Origin of the sequence: Bremerella cremea, from assembly GCF_039541315.1 — a bacterium.
GTDB lineage: Bacteria > Planctomycetota > Planctomycetia > Pirellulales > Pirellulaceae > Bremerella > Bremerella cremea.
The window spans coordinates 923,691-946,621 of the sequence record NZ_BAABFZ010000005.1 but is presented as its reverse complement, the minus strand read 5'-3'; the positions used below and the strand labels follow the sequence as shown (position 1 = coordinate 946,621).

Annotated in this window: 18 protein-coding genes and 1 tRNA gene; 11 read left to right on the top strand and 8 right to left on the bottom strand. The window is 56.9% G+C overall.

From position 1 onward, the window contains the following. Positions 1 to 8: 8 nt before the first annotated feature. Positions 9 to 290 carry an acylphosphatase gene (locus ABD890_RS20650; protein ID WP_345094130.1) on the bottom strand — a complete coding sequence of 94 codons (282 nt, stop codon included), beginning with the start codon at positions 288 to 290 and terminating at the stop codon, positions 9 to 11. A gap of 263 nt (positions 291 to 553) precedes the next feature. Between ABD890_RS20650 and ABD890_RS20645 the strand changes: the two genes are divergently transcribed. Beyond that, a complete protein-coding gene (locus ABD890_RS20645) occupies positions 554 to 1,711 on the top strand; it encodes a hypothetical protein (RefSeq protein WP_345094128.1) in 1,158 nt (385 codons plus the stop codon). Here ABD890_RS20645 and ABD890_RS20640 read toward each other — a convergent pair. Next, entirely contained in the window at positions 1,662 to 2,126 is a 465-nt protein-coding gene (locus ABD890_RS20640; RefSeq protein ID WP_345094126.1) for an NUDIX hydrolase, read from the bottom strand. The genes ABD890_RS20645 and ABD890_RS20640 overlap by 50 nt on opposite strands. 179 nt (positions 2,127 to 2,305) lie before the next feature. Here ABD890_RS20640 and ftsH point away from each other — a divergent pair, with 179 nt between their 5' ends. The 7 genes from ftsH (at position 2,306) to ABD890_RS20605 (ending at position 12,788) form a co-directional block, all read left to right on the top strand. After that, positions 2,306 to 4,369, top strand: a complete 2,064-nt coding sequence (gene ftsH / locus ABD890_RS20635; protein WP_345094124.1) for an ATP-dependent zinc metalloprotease FtsH — start codon at positions 2,306 to 2,308, stop codon at positions 4,367 to 4,369. Positions 4,370 to 4,411: 42 nt separating this feature from the next. Further along, the gene (gene rsgA, locus ABD890_RS20630) at positions 4,412 to 5,554 is read left to right on the top strand and encodes a ribosome small subunit-dependent GTPase A (RefSeq protein ID WP_345094122.1); all 1,143 of its coding nucleotides are present in this window, start codon (positions 4,412 to 4,414) and stop codon (positions 5,552 to 5,554) included. Positions 5,555 to 5,799: 245 nt separating this feature from the next. Further along, the gene (locus ABD890_RS20625) at positions 5,800 to 8,523 is read left to right on the top strand and encodes a serine/threonine protein kinase (RefSeq protein WP_345094120.1); all 2,724 of its coding nucleotides are present in this window, start codon (positions 5,800 to 5,802) and stop codon (positions 8,521 to 8,523) included. Positions 8,524 to 8,621: 98 nt separating this feature from the next. Beyond that, positions 8,622 to 10,208 carry an ABC transporter substrate-binding protein gene (locus tag ABD890_RS20620; RefSeq protein WP_345094118.1) on the top strand — a complete coding sequence of 529 codons (1,587 nt, stop codon included), beginning with the start codon at positions 8,622 to 8,624 and terminating at the stop codon, positions 10,206 to 10,208. A gap of 11 nt (positions 10,209 to 10,219) precedes the next feature. Then, on the top strand, positions 10,220 to 11,215 hold the full coding sequence (locus ABD890_RS20615) for an ABC transporter permease (RefSeq protein ID WP_345094116.1): 996 nt from the start codon (positions 10,220 to 10,222) through the stop codon (positions 11,213 to 11,215). Further along, positions 11,212 to 12,072 carry an ABC transporter permease gene (locus tag ABD890_RS20610; RefSeq protein ID WP_345094114.1) on the top strand — a complete coding sequence of 287 codons (861 nt, stop codon included), beginning with the start codon at positions 11,212 to 11,214 and terminating at the stop codon, positions 12,070 to 12,072. The genes ABD890_RS20615 and ABD890_RS20610 overlap by 4 nt, the downstream gene beginning before the upstream one ends. A gap of 296 nt (positions 12,073 to 12,368) precedes the next feature. Then, positions 12,369 to 12,788, top strand: a complete 420-nt coding sequence (locus ABD890_RS20605) for a hypothetical protein (RefSeq protein ID WP_345094112.1) — start codon at positions 12,369 to 12,371, stop codon at positions 12,786 to 12,788. 89 nt (positions 12,789 to 12,877) lie between these two features. On the opposite strand, the gene ABD890_RS20600 is transcribed toward ABD890_RS20605, so the two are convergent. Both ABD890_RS20600 and ABD890_RS20595 read right to left on the bottom strand, forming a co-directional pair. Further along, positions 12,878 to 13,816, bottom strand: a complete 939-nt coding sequence (locus ABD890_RS20600) for an aldose 1-epimerase (RefSeq protein WP_345094110.1) — start codon at positions 13,814 to 13,816, stop codon at positions 12,878 to 12,880. 67 nt (positions 13,817 to 13,883) lie between these two features. Further along, positions 13,884 to 14,801: a hypothetical protein gene (locus tag ABD890_RS20595; protein WP_345094108.1), complete on the bottom strand. Its 918-nt coding sequence runs from the start codon at positions 14,799 to 14,801 to the stop codon at positions 13,884 to 13,886. Between the two features lie 244 nt (positions 14,802 to 15,045). Between ABD890_RS20595 and ABD890_RS20590 the strand changes: the two genes are divergently transcribed. Both ABD890_RS20590 and ABD890_RS20585 read left to right on the top strand, forming a co-directional pair. Beyond that, positions 15,046 to 15,119: transfer RNA gene (locus ABD890_RS20590), tRNA-Val, on the top strand. A 75-nt stretch (positions 15,120 to 15,194) separates the two neighbouring features. After that, on the top strand, positions 15,195 to 15,452 hold the full coding sequence (locus tag ABD890_RS20585; protein ID WP_345094106.1) for a hypothetical protein: 258 nt from the start codon (positions 15,195 to 15,197) through the stop codon (positions 15,450 to 15,452). A 56-nt stretch (positions 15,453 to 15,508) separates the two neighbouring features. Here the strand turns inward: ABD890_RS20585 and ABD890_RS20580 are convergent, their stop codons facing one another. Next, positions 15,509 to 16,126, bottom strand: a complete 618-nt coding sequence (locus ABD890_RS20580; RefSeq protein ID WP_345094104.1) for a hypothetical protein — start codon at positions 16,124 to 16,126, stop codon at positions 15,509 to 15,511. A 346-nt stretch (positions 16,127 to 16,472) separates the two neighbouring features. Here ABD890_RS20580 and mutS point away from each other — a divergent pair, with 346 nt between their 5' ends. Continuing rightward, entirely contained in the window at positions 16,473 to 19,067 is a 2,595-nt protein-coding gene (mutS, locus tag ABD890_RS20575; protein WP_345095052.1) for a DNA mismatch repair protein MutS, read from the top strand. Here mutS and ABD890_RS20570 read toward each other — a convergent pair. The 3 genes from ABD890_RS20570 to ABD890_RS20560 form a co-directional block, all read right to left on the bottom strand. Then, on the bottom strand, positions 19,064 to 20,494 hold the full coding sequence (locus tag ABD890_RS20570) for a sulfatase (RefSeq protein ID WP_345094102.1): 1,431 nt from the start codon (positions 20,492 to 20,494) through the stop codon (positions 19,064 to 19,066). The two genes, mutS and ABD890_RS20570, sit on opposite strands and share 4 nt — an antisense overlap. Positions 20,495 to 20,581: 87 nt before the next feature. Beyond that, complete coding sequence (locus ABD890_RS20565) at positions 20,582 to 21,820, bottom strand: NAD(P)/FAD-dependent oxidoreductase (RefSeq protein WP_345094100.1); 1,239 nt, start codon at positions 21,818 to 21,820, stop codon at positions 20,582 to 20,584. Positions 21,821 to 21,888: 68 nt separating this feature from the next. Further along, positions 21,889 to 22,851 carry a proline racemase family protein gene (locus ABD890_RS20560; RefSeq protein ID WP_345094098.1) on the bottom strand — a complete coding sequence of 321 codons (963 nt, stop codon included), beginning with the start codon at positions 22,849 to 22,851 and terminating at the stop codon, positions 21,889 to 21,891. Positions 22,852 to 22,931: the final 80 nt, after the last annotated feature.

Genomic DNA, 22,931 nt, shown 5'->3' with positions numbered 1-22,931 from the left:
GGAATGGATTAGTAGTGGATCTCGAAGTGCTCGAACTCGTGAGTCGCATTGCTCCAGTGGCAATCCAGGTCGTTGATGTACTCAAACATCCGATCTCGGATCGCTGCCAGGAAATCGCCACAGGCTGCCTTGGTTCCCTCTGCGATCATTTCCACGTTGCCGTTCGGGACATTCTTGACCCACCCGGTCACCGGGTATGACTTCGCAATCTGAGTGGTCGTTTGCCGAAATCCGACACCTTGCACATGTCCGGAAAAGACGACGTGCATTCGGGTTGACTCATCCGTCATGTCACCACCCACTAGGAACGATGCGATAGCAAAAGCAAGCACTTATCATAGTTCACCAAGGGGCAATCATCCAGATACAGAAACTCTATACGTGGCAAGATGTTGGATGGATCGCTCCATGAAGCTATCTTCATCACGATTATTCTGATTGCCCCAGTTTTTCGGGGTTTCCAGACTGACTTTCCCGCTCGATAGGGTGGCACGATCGCCGTAGAAATCTGCAATTGACGCTCGATGGCGTTGGTTGGTAGCGTCTGCCCACTATGAAAAACATCGCCCAAAGTCTGTTCGTGTTGTTGGTCTGCATCTCTTCTTTGCAGGGTCAGGACCCGCTGGCGGCCCCGTACGAGGGAGTCCTCGTGCTGAATAATGGCAATGCCATGCGAGGGTTCATCACGCAGGAAGGGGAGTTCTATTCCTTGGCGATTAACGAGGACTCAATCATTCGCATGCCGGCGGAACGGGTCGCATTCGCGTGTAAGTCGATGGAAGAAGCCTATTTGCGTCAAAAAGCCCGCGTTGGAACCACCGCGCTGCGACATCATGTCGAGTTGGCCAACTGGTGCCTCGGGCTCGATATGTGGGAAGAAGCGACCTACCACCACGAGATCGCCTTGCGGTCCGGCCCGAGCCATCCCGATGTGGTCCGTCTCGATCGCCGTTATCAGGTCAAACTCGAAGAACGTCAGAACCCAAACAAGGTCGAACAGGTTCATTTCACCCAACCAGTCGCTCGGCCCGAGGTCGACATGCAAGTCGAGCATGCCAGCGCCTCGGAGGAAATGGAACCAACGCTTTCTCCCGATGTGGTTCGTTATTACACGAGCACGGTCCAGCCGATTCTGCTGAATAGCTGTTCCGCCAGCCTCTGCCATGCGTCGAACTCGGAGAACGAGTTCAAGCTGGTCCAATTCGAGAATGTCCGTTCGATTCCCCGTCGAATGACCATCCGCAACATGAATGCGGTGCTCGACTACATCAATTACGATCAGCCTCTGCAAAGCAAAATGGTGACGCACAGCTCGAGTCGGCATGGCGATGGTCAGTCGCCGAATCTTTCGCCGGAGCAGTTTACCTCGATCCGAAACTGGGTCGTGGCGGTCTCTCGGGGGCCTCGCCCGACGCGTACTGCCATCGATTCGTCAGTGATGCCTGCTTCGTTCAACGCTCCGGTTGAAACGCCAAAAGCCCTGATGCAGCCCAATCAAACGCCCGTTAAGCCTTTGCCCTCGGCACCGGTGAACCCGATCTTTGGTGGCAACGCCAACGCATCGCAAGGCGGATTGCAGCGACCTTATCGGTCGATGCCGCAGAAAGGTGCCCCGGTGAAAGAGGCCCCAGAAGTACGGGACGAATTCGATCCGGAGCTTTTCAACCGGAAATATCATCCCAATCGGAAGGAACAGTTATTCCCGGGATAGCGAAGGTGGCCTGACCCCAGGCCGACAAGAAGTCTCGATTGCTGGTCAGCAAATCGGGATCCCGCATCAGCTCATGCGGAAGTCGCCAGAACGACTCGGCGACTTCCTCCAGGTTGATCACCACTTCGGCATCTTCCGCAATGGTGGCATGCCACCAGGCGACCGACGTCCCCCACGGGGTGACCGTCTCGAAGAGTCGCTCTCCGGCGATCGATTCGATCCCCAGTTCTTCCTGAATTTCTCGCACGAGAGCCTCGGCCTCGGTTTCTCCGGTCTGAATCCCTCCGCCGGGGAAACAAACCTTGCCAGGGGCGACGACCGTCAGGCTGCGACGTATGGTTAGGAAGCAATTCTGCCGCAGAATGACCCCGACAACGGCGCGTTTTCGAATGGGAATATTGTGCGGTTGGGACATAACTGGGTAGCCGGTGGCTTTGTCCTTAAGTTGTTCTCTCGTAATAATTACGGGCAGTATCTAGCGTGACAGGCGATTATTCGCTCCCGTCACGCCAAGGCCCCCATTAACTGCTACAATGTAGCGGCGTATAAATCGTTAAAGAACCGTGAACTTGTCCGACTGCAGAGGATAATTGCATGGCGGAAAACCCGCGTAACGAAGATCAGCCAAATGAACGCCCCGGAAGCGGTGGCGGCATGCGGCCTAATTTTACCGTCATTGCGCTGGGGGTGTTTCTTGCAGCTGTCGTCCTGATGCTGATTTCGACCGCTGAACCTCCCTATACCACGCTGAAAACGTCTGAGTTTGAAGAGCAGATTCGTAAAGGTAACGTGCAGAACGTCGTCCTGGGCGACATGGTTGCTACGGGCGAACTGAAAGTTCCACTGAACGTCACCGAGGAAAAGGATGGCGAGCAGGTCACTAAGTACGACTCGGATAATCTGCCGATCCAACGCCCGAAGGCGTTCCGCACTCGAATTGCGCCGCAAAATTCGCCGGCATTCGAGGCCCTGGTGGCAATGCTCAAAGAGCAAAAGACCAAGCAGCCCGGTCTGACCTGGGATTACGACACCGATAGCCGCGCACTCCAGTCGGTGATCTGGATTGTCGTCATGCTGCTGCCGCTGGTGTTTCTGTTCATTATCTGGAACAGCTTCCGCCGCAGCCGGGATCAGATCATGGGGGGCGGCTTCCTGTCGGGCTTCAGCAAGAGTCCGGCCAAACGCTACGAGGCCAGCCGTAAGGCAATCACGTTCAAAGATGTTGCCGGTCTGGAAGGCGTGAAGAGCGACCTGATGGAGATCGTCGACTTCCTGCGGACTCCGGAAAGGTTCGAGCGCCTTGGCGGGCAGATCCCCAAGGGGGTACTGCTGGTCGGCCCTCCGGGTACCGGTAAGACCTTGCTGGCCCGAGCGATCGCAGGTGAAGCAGGCGTGCCATTCTATGCCATCAACGGTTCCGAGTTCATCCAGATGTTCGTCGGCGTGGGTGCCAGCCGCGTCCGCGACTTGTTCAAGACGGCCAAAGACAACAGCCCTGCGATCATCTTCATCGACGAAATCGATGCTGTGGGTCGTCAGCGTGGTGCTGGCCTGGGTGGTGGTCATGATGAACGCGAACAAACGCTCAACCAGATCCTCAGCGAAATGGATGGCTTTGTCCAAGGCGAAACGGTAATCGTGATCGCGGCCACCAACCGACCTGACGTGCTCGATCCGGCACTCTTGCGACCAGGCCGATTCGACCGACATATCACCGTCGATCGACCAACCTTTAAGGGACGTGTCGAGATCTTCAAGGTGCATGTCCGCGACGTGCCACTGTCGGACGACGTGAACATCGAACGCTTGGCAGCCGGGGCCGTTGGCTTGACCGGTGCCGACATTCGGAACTTGATCAACGAAGCAGCCTTGTGGGCGACCCGTCAAAACCGCGATGCGGTCACGATGGAAGATTTCGAGTACGCCCGAGACAAAATATTGATGGGTGCCCGTCGCGAAGAATCGCTGGTGGCTCGCGAGAAAGAAAAGACTGCCTACCACGAAGCAGGCCACGCGCTCTTGTCGTGGCTTCTGCCTGGGGTCGATCGCCTGCACAAGGTGACGGTGATTCCACGCGGACGTGCGTTGGGTGTCACCCAGACACTGCCCGAAGAAGACCGGATGAACATCAGTGAAAGCGAACTGTACGATCAGTTGGCGTTCATTCTGGGTGGCCGGGCTGCCGAAAGAATTGCCTACAACGAACTGAGTGCCGGGGCGGAAAACGACCTGGAACGGGCCACCAAGATGGCACGCCGCATGGTAACCCAGTGGGGCATGAGCGAGCGGCTTGGTCCGGTGAATTACAAGATCACCGACGAAGATCCGTTCCTGGGACGCGAGATCCACGAAAATCGTCACTTCAGCGAGCACACCATGCAGATCATCGACGACGAAGTCGCTCGGATTCTGCACGAGGCGCACGACAAAGCAATCGAAGTGCTGACGACCAACAAGGACAAATTGGTCAAGCTGACGAACTCGCTGTGCGAACACGAGGAATTGTCCGACCACGAAGTCGAGCAACTGATTGGTCCATCCGTTCATCGCTCGAAATCGAGTAAGTTGAACTCGGAGATGGAGATCGCCTCGAATGGGCACGCCGCCCCTGCATCTGACCTGACGACCGAAGACGTTCAGGCAGAAGATACGAACTAGGCTTCCTCTCCCCAGTCAGGGAGAGAGGGGACGAGAGCTTTCATGGCGAAAAAAGGTAAGGGGCAGCAGAAGCGTCGCGTCGAGTTCCGGAAGAACCGCACGCAAAAGGTTCGGCAAGGGGACATCACCAAGCATTTCAATCGTGATGAATTCGACGCCGACAAAGCGGTGCAGCGGGAACGGATCTCCGGCAAAGGAGACCTGACTCGCAAACGCACCATCGTTAGCCACGATCAAGAGGATGGCAGCGATACCGAAACGTTGTCCATTCACGTCGACACCGAAACCTGTCTGGAAGGTAGAGTGCTACGCGTTCAGGGCCTGATCAGTGAAGTCGAAGCCCCGGACAAGTCGGTTTTTCAGTGTGCCACGCGGCGATTATTGAAAACGATGTCGACCGACGTACGGCACGTGGTGGCGGCTGGCGACCATGTCTGGTTTCGCCCGAGTGGTCCCAGCGAAGGAATCATCGAAAGCGTCGATCCTCGCTACGGCGTGCTGAGCCGAACGAGTCGCGGCCGACAGCACATTATCGTCGCCAACGTGGATCAGCTGATCATTGTTGGCAGTGCCGCCGAACCAGGCCTGAAGCCGAATCTGATCGATCGCTACTTGATCACCGCCGAGTACGCGCGGATTCGACCAATCATCTGTATCAACAAGGTCGACCTTCTCGATCCCGCTGCGTTGCAAACGATTGTCGGCGTCTACGGCAGCATCGGGTACGAAGTCCACCTGGTATCGGCCAAAGAAGGGACCGGGATTGAACGTCTGCGACAGGCACTGCATGGCAAAGACACGGTCCTGTCGGGGCAGAGCGGGGTGGGGAAGTCGTCGCTGCTTAACGCGATCGAGCCAGGGCTGAACCTGCGGGTGAACGCTGTCAGTCGTGAAAACGACAAGGGAAAGCACACCACCACCACCGCCACGCTCATTCCGCTGGCGACAGAAGGGCACGTGATCGACACGCCAGGGATCCGCCAGTTTCAGCTGTGGGACATCATCCCGGAAGAAGTGGCCGGCCTGTTCCGAGATATTCGTCCCTTTATCAATCGTTGCAAATTTCCGAATTGCACCCATACGCACGAGACCGATTGCGCGGTGAAAGATGCCGTCGCTGATGGCATTCTCGATACACGGCGATACGAGAGTTACTGCCAGATTCATGCCGGTGATGCGGCCTAGAGTCGTTTCACCTGCCATTGGTAAATATGAAAAGTCCGCTGTGGGGGATTGGTCGGTTAGGCCGATATTACAGAAAATACACGCCAGATGACCCCTGTCAGTTGGGTTATCTGGAGAAGTTATTGTGGAGCCTTCGCTGCTCTCGGATACAATAAAACTGAATACATACGGCTTCTTGTCACCCCAGCCGTGCGCGTTGACGTCCCTTTTCCCGCGACGCGAACCTTCATTTTGCAGCCAGTCTGATGCCTGAGTCCCCGAAAGATACCGACCGACCGCAGTCGAGCGGCAACGATCTAACGACATCGTCGGCGGGGAGTTTGCCCGATCTTCGTGGTAGCGACTCGGCCACCACCGACCATTTGCCCGACGGACGCAATTTTCTGGAAGAGCCTCCAACGGTTATCTCGACCAAGAAAGGGCACGTCACCGAGGGAAACAGTCGCTCCTATTCGCTGGCGGAACTGACGGTCGGTCGCGAACTAGTTGGACAAACGCTGGGGCACTTTCAGCTGGATGCTTTTGTCGGGGCTGGGGGCATGGGCGCGGTCTTCCGCGGTCACGACACCCAACTCAATCGACGCGTCGCGGTGAAGGTGCTCTCGGGCGAGCACAACACCAAAGAAGAAACGGTCCGCCGCTTCCGCAACGAAGCCCAGAGTGCGGCCCGGCTCGACCATCCCAACATTGCCCGCGTTTATTTCGTTGGTGAAGACAAGGGATGGAACTACATCGTCTTCGAGTACATCGACGGGACCAATATTCGCGACGAAGTCGAGCGAAGTGGTCCTCTCGAAATCGAGCTGGCGATCAGTTACCTCGTTCAAGTTGCCGAGGCACTCGACCACGCTCAAATCCGGGAAGTGGTGCACCGCGACATCAAGCCCTCGAACATCCTGGTCGACGCACAGCATCGCGCGAAATTGGTCGATATGGGGCTGGCTCGGTTGCACCAGGTCAATTCGCAAGACAGCGACCTGACCGCATCCGGTATGACGCTCGGAACGTTCGACTACATTTCACCCGAACAAGCCCGCGACCCACGCAGCGCCGACGTTCGTAGCGATCTTTACTCGCTGGGCTGCACGTTTTTCTTCATGCTCACCGGTCGTCCTCCCTTTCCGGAAGGAACCGTGCTGCAGAAGTTGCTGAGCCATAGCGGGGAAGAGCCGCCAGATCCTCGTGAGTTCCGGGCTGACTTGCCTGACGAAGTCGTTCATATTCTCAGCCGGTTGATGGCGAAGAACCCGAACGATCGTTTTCAGAAGCCAGGCGAACTGATTGCCGCCGTCTTGATGGTGATCGACGAGTTGAACCTCGCCGCCCCGCATGTCACCGCTTCGGTCTATGTGCCGACGACCGAGCAGCGAAGCACCGTCATCGAGCGACATCTGCCGTGGGTCTTGCCGACGATCAGTTTGCTGGTGTTGGTGTTCGTCGTTGACACGATCTGGACGGCTCAGGACGACAGCATGATCTCAGGCGTCAGCTATACGAACGCCTCGCAGTTGATGACCCCGCTGACACCGACTGACGACGGGCCGACCGCAACCAACTCTGGAAGTCCTCCCCCGGCCAATAACGGCCAGCCGGTTACCCCGATCCAAGATACCAAGCCGGCGACCGAGACCTCGCGGACGATGTCCGAGATGCCTCCGGTAATGAATATCGCCCAGCCGAAGCCAACGCCTGAGGCAACCATTGCCGCGGAAACGCCGATGCCGATGACCGCTCCGGCCGACATGACAGGCACCACCAAACCAAAGCCTCCTGCTGCGGACGTGGCGAAGAACGTGATCGTTGTGCCAGGCGATTCTCCGACATTGTACGAAGCGATTACCCGAGCCCAGGCCGATCCGACGCTCGACACCATTGAGCTTCGCTACGATGGCGAGAAAGACGAACGCCCCCTCTTAATCGACGGTGGCAGTCTGACGATTCGTGCCGCCACCGGTTACTCGCCGACGATTGTCTTCCGCCCGCAAGAGTTCGAGCCGCTAAGCCGGATGATTCAAATCAATTCGGCCAGTCTTAGCTTGAAGCAAGTGCAAGTGAAGATGGCGTTGCCGCCTGCGTCGATGCGGACCTGGTCGCTGTTTGGGCTCGAGAACGCCAACGAGCTTTCACTCGATGGTTGCCAGGTCGTCGTCCAGCGCGAAGACGAGATGATGGTGCCAGAGGCCCTGCGACGCTCGACCTCGGTGATTTCTGTCCGAGCGACACCGGTCGAAGAGGTTAGTCCCTTCGCGCTAAGCACCGCTCGCTATGCGGTTATTGACGTGCGGAACTCGATGGTGCATGGCGAAGCGAGTTTACTGCGGACGAACGGCCAGCAGGCCTTGAAGGTGACCTGCGACAACTGTTTGTTGGCTCTGTCAGGCAACCTGCTGAGTTCGGTCTCGACCACCAACGACGACAAGATGAATGGCTTCGTGCGAATGAAGCTCGACTTCTGCACGATCGATACGGCTGGCAGTCTCATTCGCCGCGAAGGTGCGACGTCGATTCCTTTGCGGGTGACGATGGCCAATTGTGCGGCGACTTGGGGGGCGAGCCTTCCGATGGTGGTTCAGCGAAGCACCACCAAGACCCCCGAAGAAATCACGAAGTCGCTTGATTTTTCACTGGAAGACAACGCGTACTCGACCAATACATCGAATCGCGTGATGCTACTGATCGAGTCCACCGTCGCTCCGGCGGCAAAAGTCGAGTACGACCTGGCGACCTGGCGGATGGCCTGGGACGACTTGTTTTCGCAGCCAAGCGATTCGATCTGGTCGAATTTGCCACTGGCCAGTCGACTTTATTCTTCGCGGGTGCCACAAGACTATGTTCTACTCAACGATTTGAGTGGCAATCCGGCATTGCGACCCGACGAACGAAACGCCGGTGTCGACTTCTCGCTGCTGCCGTTCGTGGCTTCGCCCCTCGCAGGGGCCACCTCAGACGCCTCAGCGGCCACAAATTGATCGACGTTCTCCGTTGCTTCAGGTTGCCGCCCGCCATGCTCGATCGTTAAAATCGGGCAGTCGCACTTCTCTTCGCCAGCTACAACATGAATGGCCCCATGGAATTATTGAGAGCTTTGAAGTTTTTTAGTTTGCTATTGGGCGTTGTTCTTCTAACTGGGTGTGGCGGCGGTTCGCCCGTGGCGACCGACACCTTAATCTATGGCCGCGGTGGGGATGCGAACGCCCTCGATCCGATCCACACCGATATCGGCGAGTCGGTCAAAGTGATCGTAAATATCTTCGAGCCGTTGGTCGCCTACGACACCGAGACGGTCGACCTGGTGCCCGGCGTCGCCGAATCGTGGGAGACGAGCGAAGATGGTCGCGAGTGGACCTTCAAGTTACGTCCGAACGTCAAGTTCCACGACGGAACGCCACTGAATGCAGAAGCAGTGGTCTTCACCTTCGAGCGGATTATCGATGCGGATCATCCTTACGTCTTCAACAACATCATTCCGTATTACGCCAGCTACACCGAGATCGAAAAGGTCGAAGCGGTCGACGACCTGACGGTGAAGTTCACACTGAAGCAGCCCCAGGCCACCTTCCTTTCGGCCGTGGCGATGTTCTCTTCCGGGATTGTCAGCCCGACGGCCGTTAAAAAGTATGGTGCCGATTTCACGCGCCATCCGGTCGGGACGGGCCCTTTCAAGTTCGAGCATTGGAAGCCGAAGCAAGAAATCTTGATGTCGCGATTCGACGACTACTGGGGAGAAAAGGCAGGCGTCGCTCGCCTGGTGATGGTTCCCAGCGAAGAGAGCTCGATTCGCGTTACGCAGTTGAAGCGAGGCGAGATCCACATTGCCGATAACTTGCCACCAGCGGAAGTCGATAGTCTTGAAAAGGTGCCAGGCATTGTGATTCAGTCGACGCCGGGCATTAACGTTGGTTACCTGACGATGCAAACTCGCAAGCCGCCACTCGATCAACCAAAGGTTCGTCAGGCGATTGCGATGGCAATCGACCGCGACCGTCTGATCGAAGTTGCCTATGCCGGTCATGCCGAGAAGGCCAAAACGATGGTTCCGCCAACCTTGTGGGGCCATGGCGAGAACGTGCCAGAGCGGCCTTACGATGTCAAGAAAGCAAAGGCCTTGCTGGAAGAAGCCGCCCAAGAGAATGGCTTCAAACTGCCGGTCAAGCTGGAACTGTTTGTCATGGACCAGCCACGCCCGTACATGCAACAGCCACGACAAACAGCGATCTTCATTAAAGATGCGTTGGAGAAGATTGGCTTCGATATCGAAATCATCACCAACGATATCGGCCAGCATTTTCAACGGATGACGCGCGGCGAGCACCAACTTGGTCTTAGCGGCTGGAGTGCCGACATCGCCGACCCGCACAACTTTCTGCATACGCTGCTGCACTCGACCAACATCAACGAGATCGGCGGTAACAACCTCAGCCAATATAAGAACGAGCAAGTCGACGAACTGCTCGATGCGGCTCAGTTTGAACTCGAACAAGACAAGCGGGCCGAGTTGTACGAGAAAGCTCAGATGCTGATCTATGAAGATTCGCCGGTGCTGCCTCTGGTGCATGTGCCGGTCCGCATTGCCGAACGTGATATCGTCGAAGGATACAAACTCCATCCTTCTTCGCAGACTCGACTCAAGACTGCCAAGTTTGCGGAGCCTTAATTGTGTGGGGAATGGTAATTCAACGGCTGGCCCAAGCAGCCGTGACGATGCTTATTGCTGTGCTGGCGATCTTTGTCGCTGTACGAGCCTTGCCGGCGAACCCGGTAATCGCCCAGTTCGGCCAGCATGCGGTACCGGAAAAGATCGAGAAAGAAATGGAGGCTCGCGGTTGGAACAAACCGCTCTGGCAACAAGCCGCCGCCTTTCTCGCCCAACTCGCCACCGGCGACATGGGAGAATCGTTTGCCCGACCTGGCGAGCGAATCAGCACCCGGCTGAGCCAGGCCGTTCCGGCAACGATTGAACTGGCGTTGGCTGCGATGTTGATTGCCATCCCGGTGGGGATCTTCATGGGAACGGTCGCGGCGCTGTGGCGAAACTCGTGGCCTGATTGGTTCTCGATGGGCCTGGCCCTGTTGGGCGTCAGTGTCCCGGTCTTCTTCCTGGCAATTTGCCTGGTCGTGTCGTTCCCTGCGATGCCGAGTGGATTTCGATTGCCACCGGGTACCCAGCATGATCTGCGGAGTGAGTTCTACTTCTTTGAATCACTACTGACGGGGCAATTGCACCTGGCAATGCTCAGTGCTCGCCACTTAGCGTTGCCGGCGATCGCCCTGTCGACAATTCCGCTGGCGGTGATCTCTCGCATCACGCGGAACAGCATGATGGAGGTGCTCGACTCCGACTATCTGCGAACCGCTCGGGCCAAGGGAGCTAGCGTGACGCGTATGATCGCTCGGCATGCGTTTCCGAATGCTTCGCTGTCGGTGATGAATATCGTCGGCTTTCAGTTGGGCATGCTTTTAACAGGGGCGATTCTGACCGAGACCGTTTTCAATTGGCCAGGCCTCGGCCGATATGTCATCGATGCGATTCGCGATTATGACTACTCGGTCGTTCAGGCATGTGCCCTGATCATGGCGGGCATCTTTGTCACTTTGAACCTGACCCTGGACGTCTTGTTCCTGTTGCTCGATCCGCGATTGCGGGAAGGGAGCCGAAGTTGAGTACGGCAAGTCTGGACCCGGCTCGTCCTGTTTCGTCGATCAAGTCTCGCCTTACCAAGGTGCCGGGGTTGTGGATTGGCGGCGCCTTAATCTTTGCGTTCGCCTTCACCGCGATGTTCGCCAGCGTGATCGCTCCTTATTCGCCGGATGAACGCTTCGGACAGAACGAACCTCCGAGCGCCGCGCATTGGTTAGGGACCGATTCCAACGAAAAAGATGTGCTGACCCGTGTCATCTATGGCTCGCGGTTGTCGCTGGTCGCAAGTATTGCCTCGATCAGTTGTGCGGTGGTGGTTGGCGTCGGGCTGGGGATGCTGGCCGGATATCGAGGCGGCCGAACCGATATGTTCGTGATGCGACTGATCGATATCTGGCTTTCGTTTCCGAGCCTGCTGATCGCGTTTCTCGTAATTGCCGCGCTCCGGCCTGGTTGGCCGGCGGTGATTCTGGCGGTCGCACTGATTAACGTGCCGGTTTTCGTCCGGCAGGTTCGGGCCGAAATGCTTTCCTTGAAACATGCCGCCTACGTCGAAGCCGCCATCGCCGCCGGAGCGAAGCCTTCGTACCTGGTGATCTTCGTTTTTCTGCCAGCGGTCAGCGGAACGATCTGGGTGCTGGCAACGCTGGGGCTGGGGCATGCCATTCTGGAAGTCGCCGGGCTCTCGTTCCTGGGGATCGCGGGTGATCCTTCCCACGCCGAGTGGGGGGCGATGCTGGTGGAAGCGAAAGAATATTTACATGCCACCATCTGGCCGGCGTTGGCTCCCGGAATCGCAATTTCGCTGACGATCCTCGGTTTCAACCTGTTTGGCGATGGTCTGCGGGAACTTTTCAGCCGCCGTAGCCGTAGCTTCTAGCGGCGGATGTTGCTGGCATCGCGGGACGTTTTCTCGCGATATCGCGAACCGTTATCATGGAAGAGACGTAAAAATCGTCGGTAATTTAAGAAGAATTGGCGACGAAATTCCCGGAATGGTGCCGTTTGTTCCATTCATCCGCTCGCTTGCTTGACACCGTAATAGTGGCGAGCTTAACTAGAAGAGTAGCTTTAGGGTCTACATGTTACACCCTCCCGCCGTCGACCATCCCACCTGCGACGGTTTGAAATCCCACGGATTCCTCGGCGGGAATACTTTGCTTGGAGAGATAATTAATGAAGAAGCTCGCGTTGTGTCTCGTAGCCGTTGTGGCTGCCTCCTCGTTCTATGCTCCGTCTGCCTATGCTATTAAGCCTTTCGCCGATGCTTTTGTAGAAAAGTACAATTTGGCGGATCCTAAGACCGACGCCGAAAAAGAACTCGCCGCAGCCGTGAAGGAAGCCAAGTGCGCCCTTTGCCACGGTGCCAAGAGCAAGAAGGTTCGCAACGAATACGGCGTCGCTCTGGACGAGCTGCTGGACAAGGGCGACTTCAGTGCTTCGCGTCGTAAGGAAGAACCAGAAAAGGTTCAGGAAGAGCTGTTCGCTGCTTTGGAAAAGGTCGAAATGACCAAGTCAAAGTCGGGCGAAACATTCGGCGAAAAGATCAAAGCCGGCAAGCTGCCAGCCGCTGAAGGTACCGACACCGAAGGTTAGTCGCTCCTTCGATTCGGCAAGAATCAAAAAAAAGCCTTGTTCCACAGAACAAGGCTTTTTTCATGCGCGGTTGGGTTAAACCGGCGAGCTTATTGCACTTTGATTCGGATGGCGGTTTCGAAGACATCGCCGCTGGCCAACACTCGCAGCCCGCCATCGTACCCCTGGCGGCGAAGTTGGAAGGCATCGGGGATGCAGGTGTAAGGTTCAATACAGAAGGCTTCGCGATGGCCTGGGTTGTAGAGCACGACGGAGTCGAACTGATCGTCGAACTGCTGCACGATCGTCCGGCCTGAGGCGGGATCGTGGATCGACGTCGTACAAAGGCCATCTTCGCATTCCAGCCCACCAAAGCCGTTGTCGTACTGGGTATCTTTGAACAGCATCGCTTTGAAGGGATCGCTGTCGCGGTTGAACTGGTTGCCGCTGGCCAACTGGTCTTTAAATTCCCAGGCAAACGTAAACGGCACGACGATCTCGCAAGCATCAGCCGAGTCGCCACCAACGGGCACGTTGAAATAAGGATGGGTGCCCAGTCCAAACGGCATGGGCTTGCTGGAAGGATTTTCGATCCGGTAGGTCCCGGTCAGGGTCGAACCGGAAATCTCGTAGGTTGCCTGAATTTTGAAGTCGGTTGGCCACTGTTCCAGCAGGGTGGCATCGTCTTTCGAGGCCTGGAACTCGGCGGTGACTTTCGATTCGGTCTTTTCCAGCACACGCCAGGCGCGGCGCAGTACGAAACCGTGGATGGCATTGCCGCGGCCATCCCCTTCCTGAAGCTGGAATTCGCGATCTTCCCAGATCAGCTTCGTTCCCTTCAGGCGGCCAGGGAAGGGGAACAAAATCGGAATACCGCTGCTGGAAGGCCGCGCGGTCCCCTCCTCGAAGTCGGCGGTCTTCCACAGGACATCGACTTCCTGGCCGTCGACGTTGGCGACAAACTGAAAACAGTTGAATCCAAATCCCGGAGCAATCTTGGCGAACGAGCCGGTGGCTTCGTCGCGGATCTCAACGACTTCCAAACCCATGGGAAACTACTTCGTGATGAATGGGAGATGTACTGGTTGGTACGGGGAAACGATTCAGAAGCCGACTTTAACTGCGGCTAAGCAGCATGGTGGCTGTCATCAACAGAACCGTTCCGCCCAGGGTGGCCGACGCCATGTACACCTTCCGCCAGCTGCGGTCGAAAAAGGCGAGGCTCGCCAGCAGATGCATCAGCCAGAGAGCCAGAAACAAGCTCGCGGCGAACATGGCGGTACACACGGGGTCTTCGCCCATCAAACGCGATTGCTGAGTGGAATTCAAGGTGGTAGTTAGTACAAATCCGACAGGAATTTGGAGTAGCGTAGCAATCAAAGCGATTGTGAACGCGGCGCCGGCGGTCGCTTCGCGTTGATCTTCCGGCAATTTGGCCAAGGAGAGCATGCCCGCAACGATGCCGCTGACGGCGAACGAGGCGAACCAGAAGTGAAGCGTGAACCAGATCACTTCGCCTTGAATCAGCAGCGTGCGGAACTCGCTGGAATCGACCGGAGCGTCGACCGAGACCTCGCCCCGGGCAATCAGGCCCATAATCGTAAATAGCGTCGGAAAGTGATACAGCAGGTTCGTCGCCGACAAGATCGCCAGAAACCGGGACAGCAACCGCTGCCAAAGTGCGGCGCGCGATCCATATTTCCACCAGGCAAGATACCCGCCGGTGCAGATCAGCGAAAATCCGATCTCCCAGAATCCGAAGGTCACCTTCGAGGCCCACAAGCCATCGAGGGCCTCGAAGTACTGCGGATTTCCTTCCAGCCAGATCAAAAGGCCCTGAATCAGGCCGACAACGATCCCCACGATCAGGGCGGCCACCGACCACCAGCCGATTTTCTGGCCAATTTTTGAAATCTCAGGACTGTGGCGACGGGTCGCTCTTACGTCGAGCCAGACCGCCAGAAGAGGTCCGACCGAAGCCAGATTCATCAGCAGCAGGTGAATCGAAAGGGTGATGATCCGCAGCAATATCAAGGCGAGAATCCATACGGCGAGGTCGCTTGGGAAGGCTAATTACTCTATATAGTCGGCTCAAACGCAAAGAGATGGCCGTGGCATCCGGCCAGTTTCACCACATTCGGCAGCGACCGAGAACGTTCGACCCCCATCTCCCCAATATCGGGAATTACCCCAATTGGCCCTGCAAATCGCTTTAATCCAACAACTTCGGGGCCATGTTGACGCATCGAATGACCGATTGTTAAATTGTGAGATTCCCGGGCGATTAGCTCAGTTGGCTAGAGCGCTTGCCTTACAAGCAAGATGTCGGGGGTTCGAGCCCCTCATCGCCCACTTTTCTAAACCCGTAGTTCTTAGTGAGTTACGGGTCTTTCTATGCGCTGTTTGTGTGAGTAAGGATATTCGAACATGGACGAACGCGAAGAATTGTTGAGTGCCGCCTGCGAAGATAACTCTGTCTCGCTGGAAGAGTTGACCGAGCAGTACGGTCCCGAAAGTTTCGGGAATCACGAAGCTGTCGACCGGATCTACATGTCCGAGGCGACCTGGAGTGAACATATCTCCAGCCACCCGGCCATTTTGTTGGATGCGGAAGCGTACGAGATGGCGGTCAAAGTCAGCGAACTGATGGCCGAGCTCTACAACCGGATGGTCTCCAAAGACTAACCAACTTCTAGTTTCAGAATTCACACGAGGCCGCAGAGCACTCTTGCGCTCTGCGGCTAGTCGTCGTCTTCCAGATTGTATTGCCGCCGCCTATGCGGTACTTCTTCGCCCGCATGCAATTGAGCCAGGGCATGCTGCAATAGCGCCGGTAAGCTGCCGGGGGGCAGATCGTCGGTCGCAAGAATCTTGGCCGAGCACTGGGGCAGGTTGTCGACATCGCCTGCAAACTCGTCCGAATCGATCAAGATCAGCACGCCCGTCTTTCGTCGCAAGAGCATCTCTTCCATGAATTCCATCGGCGTCAGCTCGGCGAGCATCGCTTCGAGCTTGTTCTGAGCCTGTTTGATGCGTTTGGCCCGGTTCTTCTTTTCCCACTCGATCAGCTCGGAAAGTTCGCGAGCCGTGATCGAATCGTTGAACTGAATCCCTAGCTTCGTCGCTTCCCGCTTTTGGCTTTCGGTTGCGGAAGGGGCGTTTCGTAAGATCACCGTCGAGTTGCCCGGTTCCTTCTTGGGCTTCTTTTCCGAGGCCTGTTCGGTCGCATTTTCGGGGGAAGGAACGCGGATCGGCGCCTCGCAGCCAGGGCAAGCGATTTTCTTGCCGGCGTATTTCGGCTTGGCTTTGATTGTGTTTTTGCACTTCTTGCATTTGAAGCGAATCAGGTCGTCCGGCATTGCTCGCCTCTCCGGCTCCCTCTCGGTGGAATCTCGCCAATCCGTGGGGCTTTTCCCTGCTGAAACGTCGCCGCCCGGCAGCGTGTGAATATCGATGGCACCATTAGCCAAACGAGTGGTTCGTGGTTCCTGTTCGAGGGAAACGAGTGAAATTGGTGAAGGATTATCAATTCTTCACAAACCGACGATCGATCTCGTCGCACTGCCCACCTGCAGCGCATGGCGGAAGCCTGTTATGTTAATTTTGTGGAAGGTTGTTCCTGCCAAGGCCCCCTTCCTGTAGATGCATTGATCTTTCCACGGCCGAGACGATTTGAGCCGCAAACGATAGGGTGGAACCATGGCGATGACCCCAATGATGCAGCAGTACCACGAAGCAAAAAATGCTTGTGGCGACGCGATCCTGCTGTTTCGCATGGGTGACTTCTACGAGTTGTTCAACGACGACGCGATCACCGCTTCCCGCGTGCTGGGGATGACCCTCACCAGCCGCGACAAAGGCGAAAACGCCACGCCAATGGCTGGCTTTCCTCACCATCAGTTGGACTCGTATCTCGCCAAGCTGATCCAGCAAGGTTACCGCGTTGGTATCTGCGATCAGGTTGAAGACCCGAAGCAGGCCAAGGGGATCGTCAAACGCGAGATCACGCGCATCCTTTCGCCAGGGACGCTGACCGACGACTCGCTGCTGAGCCCGAAAGAAAGTAACTACCTCGCCGCTGTCGTCTGCGAAGGTAACGAAGCCGGCATCAGCTGGATCGAACTTTCGACCGGGCGATTCATGGCAGGCGTTTTCGCGGCTGGGCGACTCGCCGACGAGCTCGCGCGGATCGCTCCTTCGGAATGTCTGCTTTCGGAAGGTACGGACGAACTGCCGAAGCATCTCAACGGTCAGTTCCTGCAAACTCGCCGCCCTGCGTGGGCGTTCGGAGGCAAGTCGGCCGAAGAAAAGCTAACCAAGCATTTCGAGGTGAAAAGCCTCGATGGCTTCGGCTTCGACGATACCGACCGACCGGCGATTCGAGCCGCAGGGGCAATTCTCGATTATCTGCAAGAGACGCAGCGAGGTTCGCTCGAACACCTGCAATCGCTGGTGGCCTACCGCAATGCGAACGCGGTTGAAATCGACGAGTCGACGCGACGTTCGCTCGAACTGACGCGGACCATTCGCGATCAACGTCGCGAAGGAACGCTCATTTCGGTGCTCGACCGCTGCCGGACTCCGATGGGCAGCCGCTTGATGGCAGATTGGCTCGCCAGCCCACTCGCCGACGTTCAGCAGATTTGCGAACGGCACGATTCAGTCGAAGAGCTAAAAAACGACCTCCCCCTTTCCGAAGCACTCGGCGAAGCGTTGGCTGGCGTTTACGACCTTCAGCGATTGCTGACCCGTGTGACAACCGGTCGGGCCAGTCCTCGCGACTTGAGCTTTGTCGGACGCACACTTGGCAAGCTGCCGCGGATCAAAGCGAAGGTGACTTCCCGCAAGAGCAAGCTGCTGGGTGAGATTGAAGCTCAGATCGATCTTTGCCCTGAAGTTCACAACAAGCTGACTGCGGCCCTGGTCGAAGATTGCCCCCTGACCACCGCCGACGGTGGCTACATCCAGGATGGCTACAACGAACGGCTCGACGAACTGCGAGGTCTGGCGGCGGGCGGCAAGCAGTGGATCGCCAACTATCAGGCCGAAGAGAGTAAGAAGTCGGGCATCGCCAACATGAAAGTTGGCTTCAACAAGGTGTTTGGCTATTACATCGAAATCACGAACACGCACAAAGATAAAGTTCCGACCTACTTCCACCGGAAGCAGACGCTGAAGAACGCCGAGCGATACATCACGCCGGAGCTGAAAGAGTACGAAGAAAAGGTTCTTAGCGCCGACGAGAAAGCGAAGACCCTCGAGTACGATTTGTTTGCCGAACTACGCGACCTGGTGCAAGCCGCCGCCGATCGGCTCCGGTTGACGGCAATTGCTTTGGCGCAGCTTGACGCGCTGGTCTCGCTGGGGAACCTCGCTCGCGACCGAAACTATTGCCGCCCGAAGATGGACGACGGCAAAGAACTGGCGATTGTCGACGGCCGGCATCCGGTGCTCGACGTGACCGAGGAAGCAGGTACGTTCATCCCGAACGACACCATGCTGGGCGGCGAGATCGACGACTTCGTGGCGATCATCACCGGTCCAAACATGGCCGGTAAAAGTACCTACATCCGCCAGGTCGGTTTAATCGCGATCATGGCTCAGCTCGGTAGCTTTGTGCCGGCGAAGGAGGCTCGGATCGGCGTGGTCGATCGGGTGTTTGCCCGCGTCGGAGCGAGCGACGAATTGTCGCGTGGGCAAAGTACCTTCATGGTTGAGATGACCGAGACGGCACGTATCTTGAACACGGCGACCGACCGCAGCCTGGTGATTCTGGACGAGATCGGGCGTGGGACGAGCACCTACGACGGCGTCTCGCTGGCATGGTCGATCGTGGAATATATTCACGACCGCATCGGCTGCCGCACGTTGTTCGCGACCCACTATCACGAACTGGCCGATTTATCGCAGTCGCTCGACCACGTGATGAACTTGAACGTCGCCGTGAAAGAGTGGGACGACAAGATCATCTTCCTGCACAAGATCGTCAGTGGTGCCGCCGACAAGAGCTATGGGATTTATGTGGCTCGCCTGGCCGGTATTCCCAACGACGTCAACGAGCGGGCCAAGCAGATTCTGGCCCAGCTCGAGCAAGAGCATCTCGACCTGGATGGCCAATCGAAAATTCGACCGAAGCGGGAACGCCATCCGAAAGCAGACTTGCAGCTCACTTTCTTTGGCCCGAGCGAACCGCCGGTGGTCGAAGAAATTCGGACCGCCGATCTCAGCACGATGACGCCACTGGACGCGTTTCAAAAGCTGATCCAGTGGCAGTCGGAGTTGAAGAAAGCGAACGACTAGTTGGCGGCACGCGGGGTCGGCATCTTGGCCCCGGTTTCCTGACGCCATGCTTTCAGTTGGGCGTGCATCTTGGATGCGAGTTCTGGCTTCTTCTCGGCGAGATTGTTGCTCTCGCCAGGATCGTTCGCCAGATTGTAAAGCTCGAGGCGGCCGTCCTCGTAGAACTCGATCAGCTTCCAGTCACCTTCCCGTACGGCAGCCGTCGGAGAACCTCCCTGGTTACCGTAATGCGGGTAGTGCCAATAGATCGCTCCGCGATCGATCGTTTGTCCTTTCAAAACCGGGGCAAAGCTCATTCCGTCGAGCGTCACTTGCTGCGGCAGTTCGACGCCGGCCATCTCTAGAATCGTTGGGAAGAAGTCGACACTGCTGACATACTGCTCGGAAACGGTGTCGGCTTTCGTCACGCTAGGCCAACGAACGATCATCGGTTCGCGGATGCCACCTTCGTAGATCCAGCCTTTGCCGCCTCGCAGTGGAAGATTGCTGGTCGGGTGGCCTTCTGACGTCGAAAGCCCACCATTGTCCGACATGAACATCACGATGGTGTTGTCGGCGAGACCAAGGGAGTCGATGCCATCGAGCACCTTGCCGACGGCCTGATCCATCGCTTCGACCATGCCCGCGTAAATGGCGTGCTCTTGCACGAGGCGAACCTTGCGGGCTCCCTCTTGGCCCCAGATCTCGCCATGCTTCAGCGTTTTCTTCTTCTCTTCGTACTTCTGCTTCAGGTCTTCACGCGACATAAGCGGAGTATGTACGGAATAGAAAGAAAGGTATGCCAGGAATGGCTCGTCCTTATGAGCCTCCATGAACTTAACCGTTTCGGTCGCCAGGCGATCAGGCAGATGCTCGCCATCGGGGCCATCTTTCAAGCGTGGATTGCCATAGGGCGAGAAATACTTTTTGCCGCCGTAAGGGCCACCTCGGTCGATGCCGCCTTGGTTGACGTCAAAGCCTTGGTGCTCTGGAAAATACTCTTCCGAGCCGAGGTGCCACTTGCCGGCAAAGAAGGTCGCGTAACCTTTCTGCTTTAAGGCTTCGGCGATGGTGACTTCGTCGAGGGCGAGTTTCGTTTCGTACGGAGCTGGCAGCAGCGGTGTCTTGCGGTTCCATTTGTCTGGCTGGGCGGCGCCGATGTAGTCGGTAATGCCGGTCCGTGTGGGGTAACGACCGGTCATAATGCTGGCTCGGGTCGGGCTACAGACCTGGCACGCAGCATACGCGTTGGTAAACCGAACACCGCTATTGGCCAGCTTGTCGACGTTGGGGGTTTCGTAGAACGAACTGCCGAAGCAGCCCAGGTCGGTCCAACCCAGGTCATCGACCAGAATGAACACGAAGTTCGGCGAACGCTCGGCAGCGGAAGCAGGCGAAGTTAACCCAGCGAGCAGGCAAGCACACAACAAAAAAGCGAGACAGCGCATGCTGATTCCCTTCTTCTACGAGGAGTGGTTGAGGTGGGAAATCGAAGGGGACGATTTATTGTGGTTCAATCGCAAGGCCGCGTCAAACTAACGCAGCCGATAGGGCGATGGATCGACGTGGGGAGTCAGTTTGTCGAGCATTTGCCAGGCCAGCTTGCCGGTTCCGGCCCCCATCGATAGCCCCAGCATGTTGTGCCCCGCGGTGATCAGCACATTGCCAAACTTGGGAGCGAAGTCGATATATGGCATGTCGTCCGGCGTCATCGGGCGCCAGCCGTACCATTCCTCGTACGTTTCGTCGGTAAATGGCTCTTTGAGATATTGCGACGCTCCACTTTTCAGCAGGGCGAGTCGCTTCTTATTAACGCTGGAATCGTACCCGCCGAACTCCATGGTCGATCCCAAGCGGTAGCCATCTTCAAACGGCGTGACGCCGACATGCCGTTCTTCCAGCAGCATCGGAATCTTCGGGCAGATGGTCGGGCGAGCCATCGTGATCGAGTATCCTTTGCCAGGCTGGATCCGCAGCGTGCAACCAAGTTCTCGATTGAAGAACGGACTCCACGAGCCAGTCGCGACAACAAACCGATCGGCTGCGATTTCCTGGTCGCCACATTGAACCGCTCGCAGGCGATTCCCCTCGCCGATAAACCGCGTGACTTTGTGCTGCTCGAGGATCTTCACCCCCATGCGTTCGAGAATGCTACGCCACGAACTGAGCAGCCGGTCTGGTCGCAGGTGGGCATCCTCGGGGTAATGCCAGGCGCCATACACTTCGTCCTTCAGGGCCGGCTCAAGCTTTTGAAGTTCGCCATTGGCATATGGCGTCGCCGGAGTTTGGAAGTCGCGAGCGAGCCAATCGTTCAGCTTTTGAAATTCGTCGAAGTGCTTCTCTTCGTAGAACACAAACAGCAGGCCCCGTTTCTCCCAGTTGCAGTCGAGCCCTTCTCCTTCGATCAGCTCCTGATAAAGCTGACGCGAACTATGCAGCAGCGCGTGCTTGCCGGCGGCGGCATGCTGCATTTGCTTGGCGTTGCAGTTCCACCAGAATCGCGTCAGAAAGCTGAACAACGCTGGCGATAATCGAGGGCGGATATAAAACGGAGAACTGCTGCTCAGCATCGACCGCATCGTGGGGCCGATCAAACCAGGCTGTGGGATCGGCGGAATATGGCTTGGCGAGACGTAGCCGCAATTCGCATGCGAACACGCGCCCCCGTGCCGTCCTTGATCGACGATGGTGACTTGATGACCAGCTTTTGCCAGATAGTAAGCGACTGCCGTTCCTACGACACCTCCGCCAACGATCAATGTCGACGTACTCAAATTGCGTTAACCTTCCGATGCGCGTGTGCCTTAGGAAGGAACCTAAGGCGAAAGAGGCTGCGAAGTGTCTACTTCTGTTGGCTGAAACCAAACGTCAATGGATCGATCGGATCGATTACCACTTTCGTTTCGGCCGTCACGAACGCTTCGCCAATAATCCGTGGCAGGACTTTGTCGCCTTGCCACTGGTATGAACCCTCGAACAAGCTGCCGGTGACCGACTCTTGCCCCCATGTCTGCCCTGGCTCCAGCTTTCCAGCAGCTGCCAGGCAGGCAATCTTGGCACTGGTCCCGGTACCGCACGGCGAGCGATCGTACTCGCCGCCTGGGCAGTCGACGTAGTTCATCGACTGGGCATCGTCACGCCGTGGCGGTCCGAAGAGCTCGACGTGATCGATGATGCCACCATTCTCGCCGGTGATTCCATTGCGGTCGAGCGAATTGCGAATCTCGCGGCAGCAGCGATCAAGCTGATCCAAATTGCCCATCGAAATCTCGAGGCCGTGATCGGCACATAAATAGAACCAGTTGCCTCCCCAGGCAATGTCGCCGGTCACGGTGCCAAAGTTTTCGGTCTCGACCGGAATAGCCGTTTGGTAACGATAACTGGGGACATTCACGAATGAGACACGGTTGTCTTCATGCAGGGTAAAGACCACGTTGCCGGCGATTGTTTCCAGTAGATGTTCACCCGGAGAGATCTTGCCGAGGTAACAGAGAGTTGCCGCGACACCGATGGTGCCGTGACCGCACATGCCGAGGTAGCCCACGTTGTTGAAGTAGACGACCCGAGCGACCGCTTCGGGATTGGCTGGCCGCAGCAACAAGGCGCCGACCATGGCCTCGAAACCACGTGGTTCGTGGGTTAGCGCGGTCCTCACCCAATCGTAGTTTGTCTTGAGTTCCTGGATTTGATCGGCCAATGTCGTCGAAACTAGTTCAGGAGCCCCACCGATGACCGTTCGCGTGGGTTCACCCCCCGTATGGGAGTCAATGACGTTTAGTTCAATTCGATCTGTAGGCAGGGGCATACTCGTTCGTCGTTTCCATCAAGTGCCGGCAGAGGGATCGGGGATAGATCCAATTCCTATCATACGGCCTCGGTATCGGA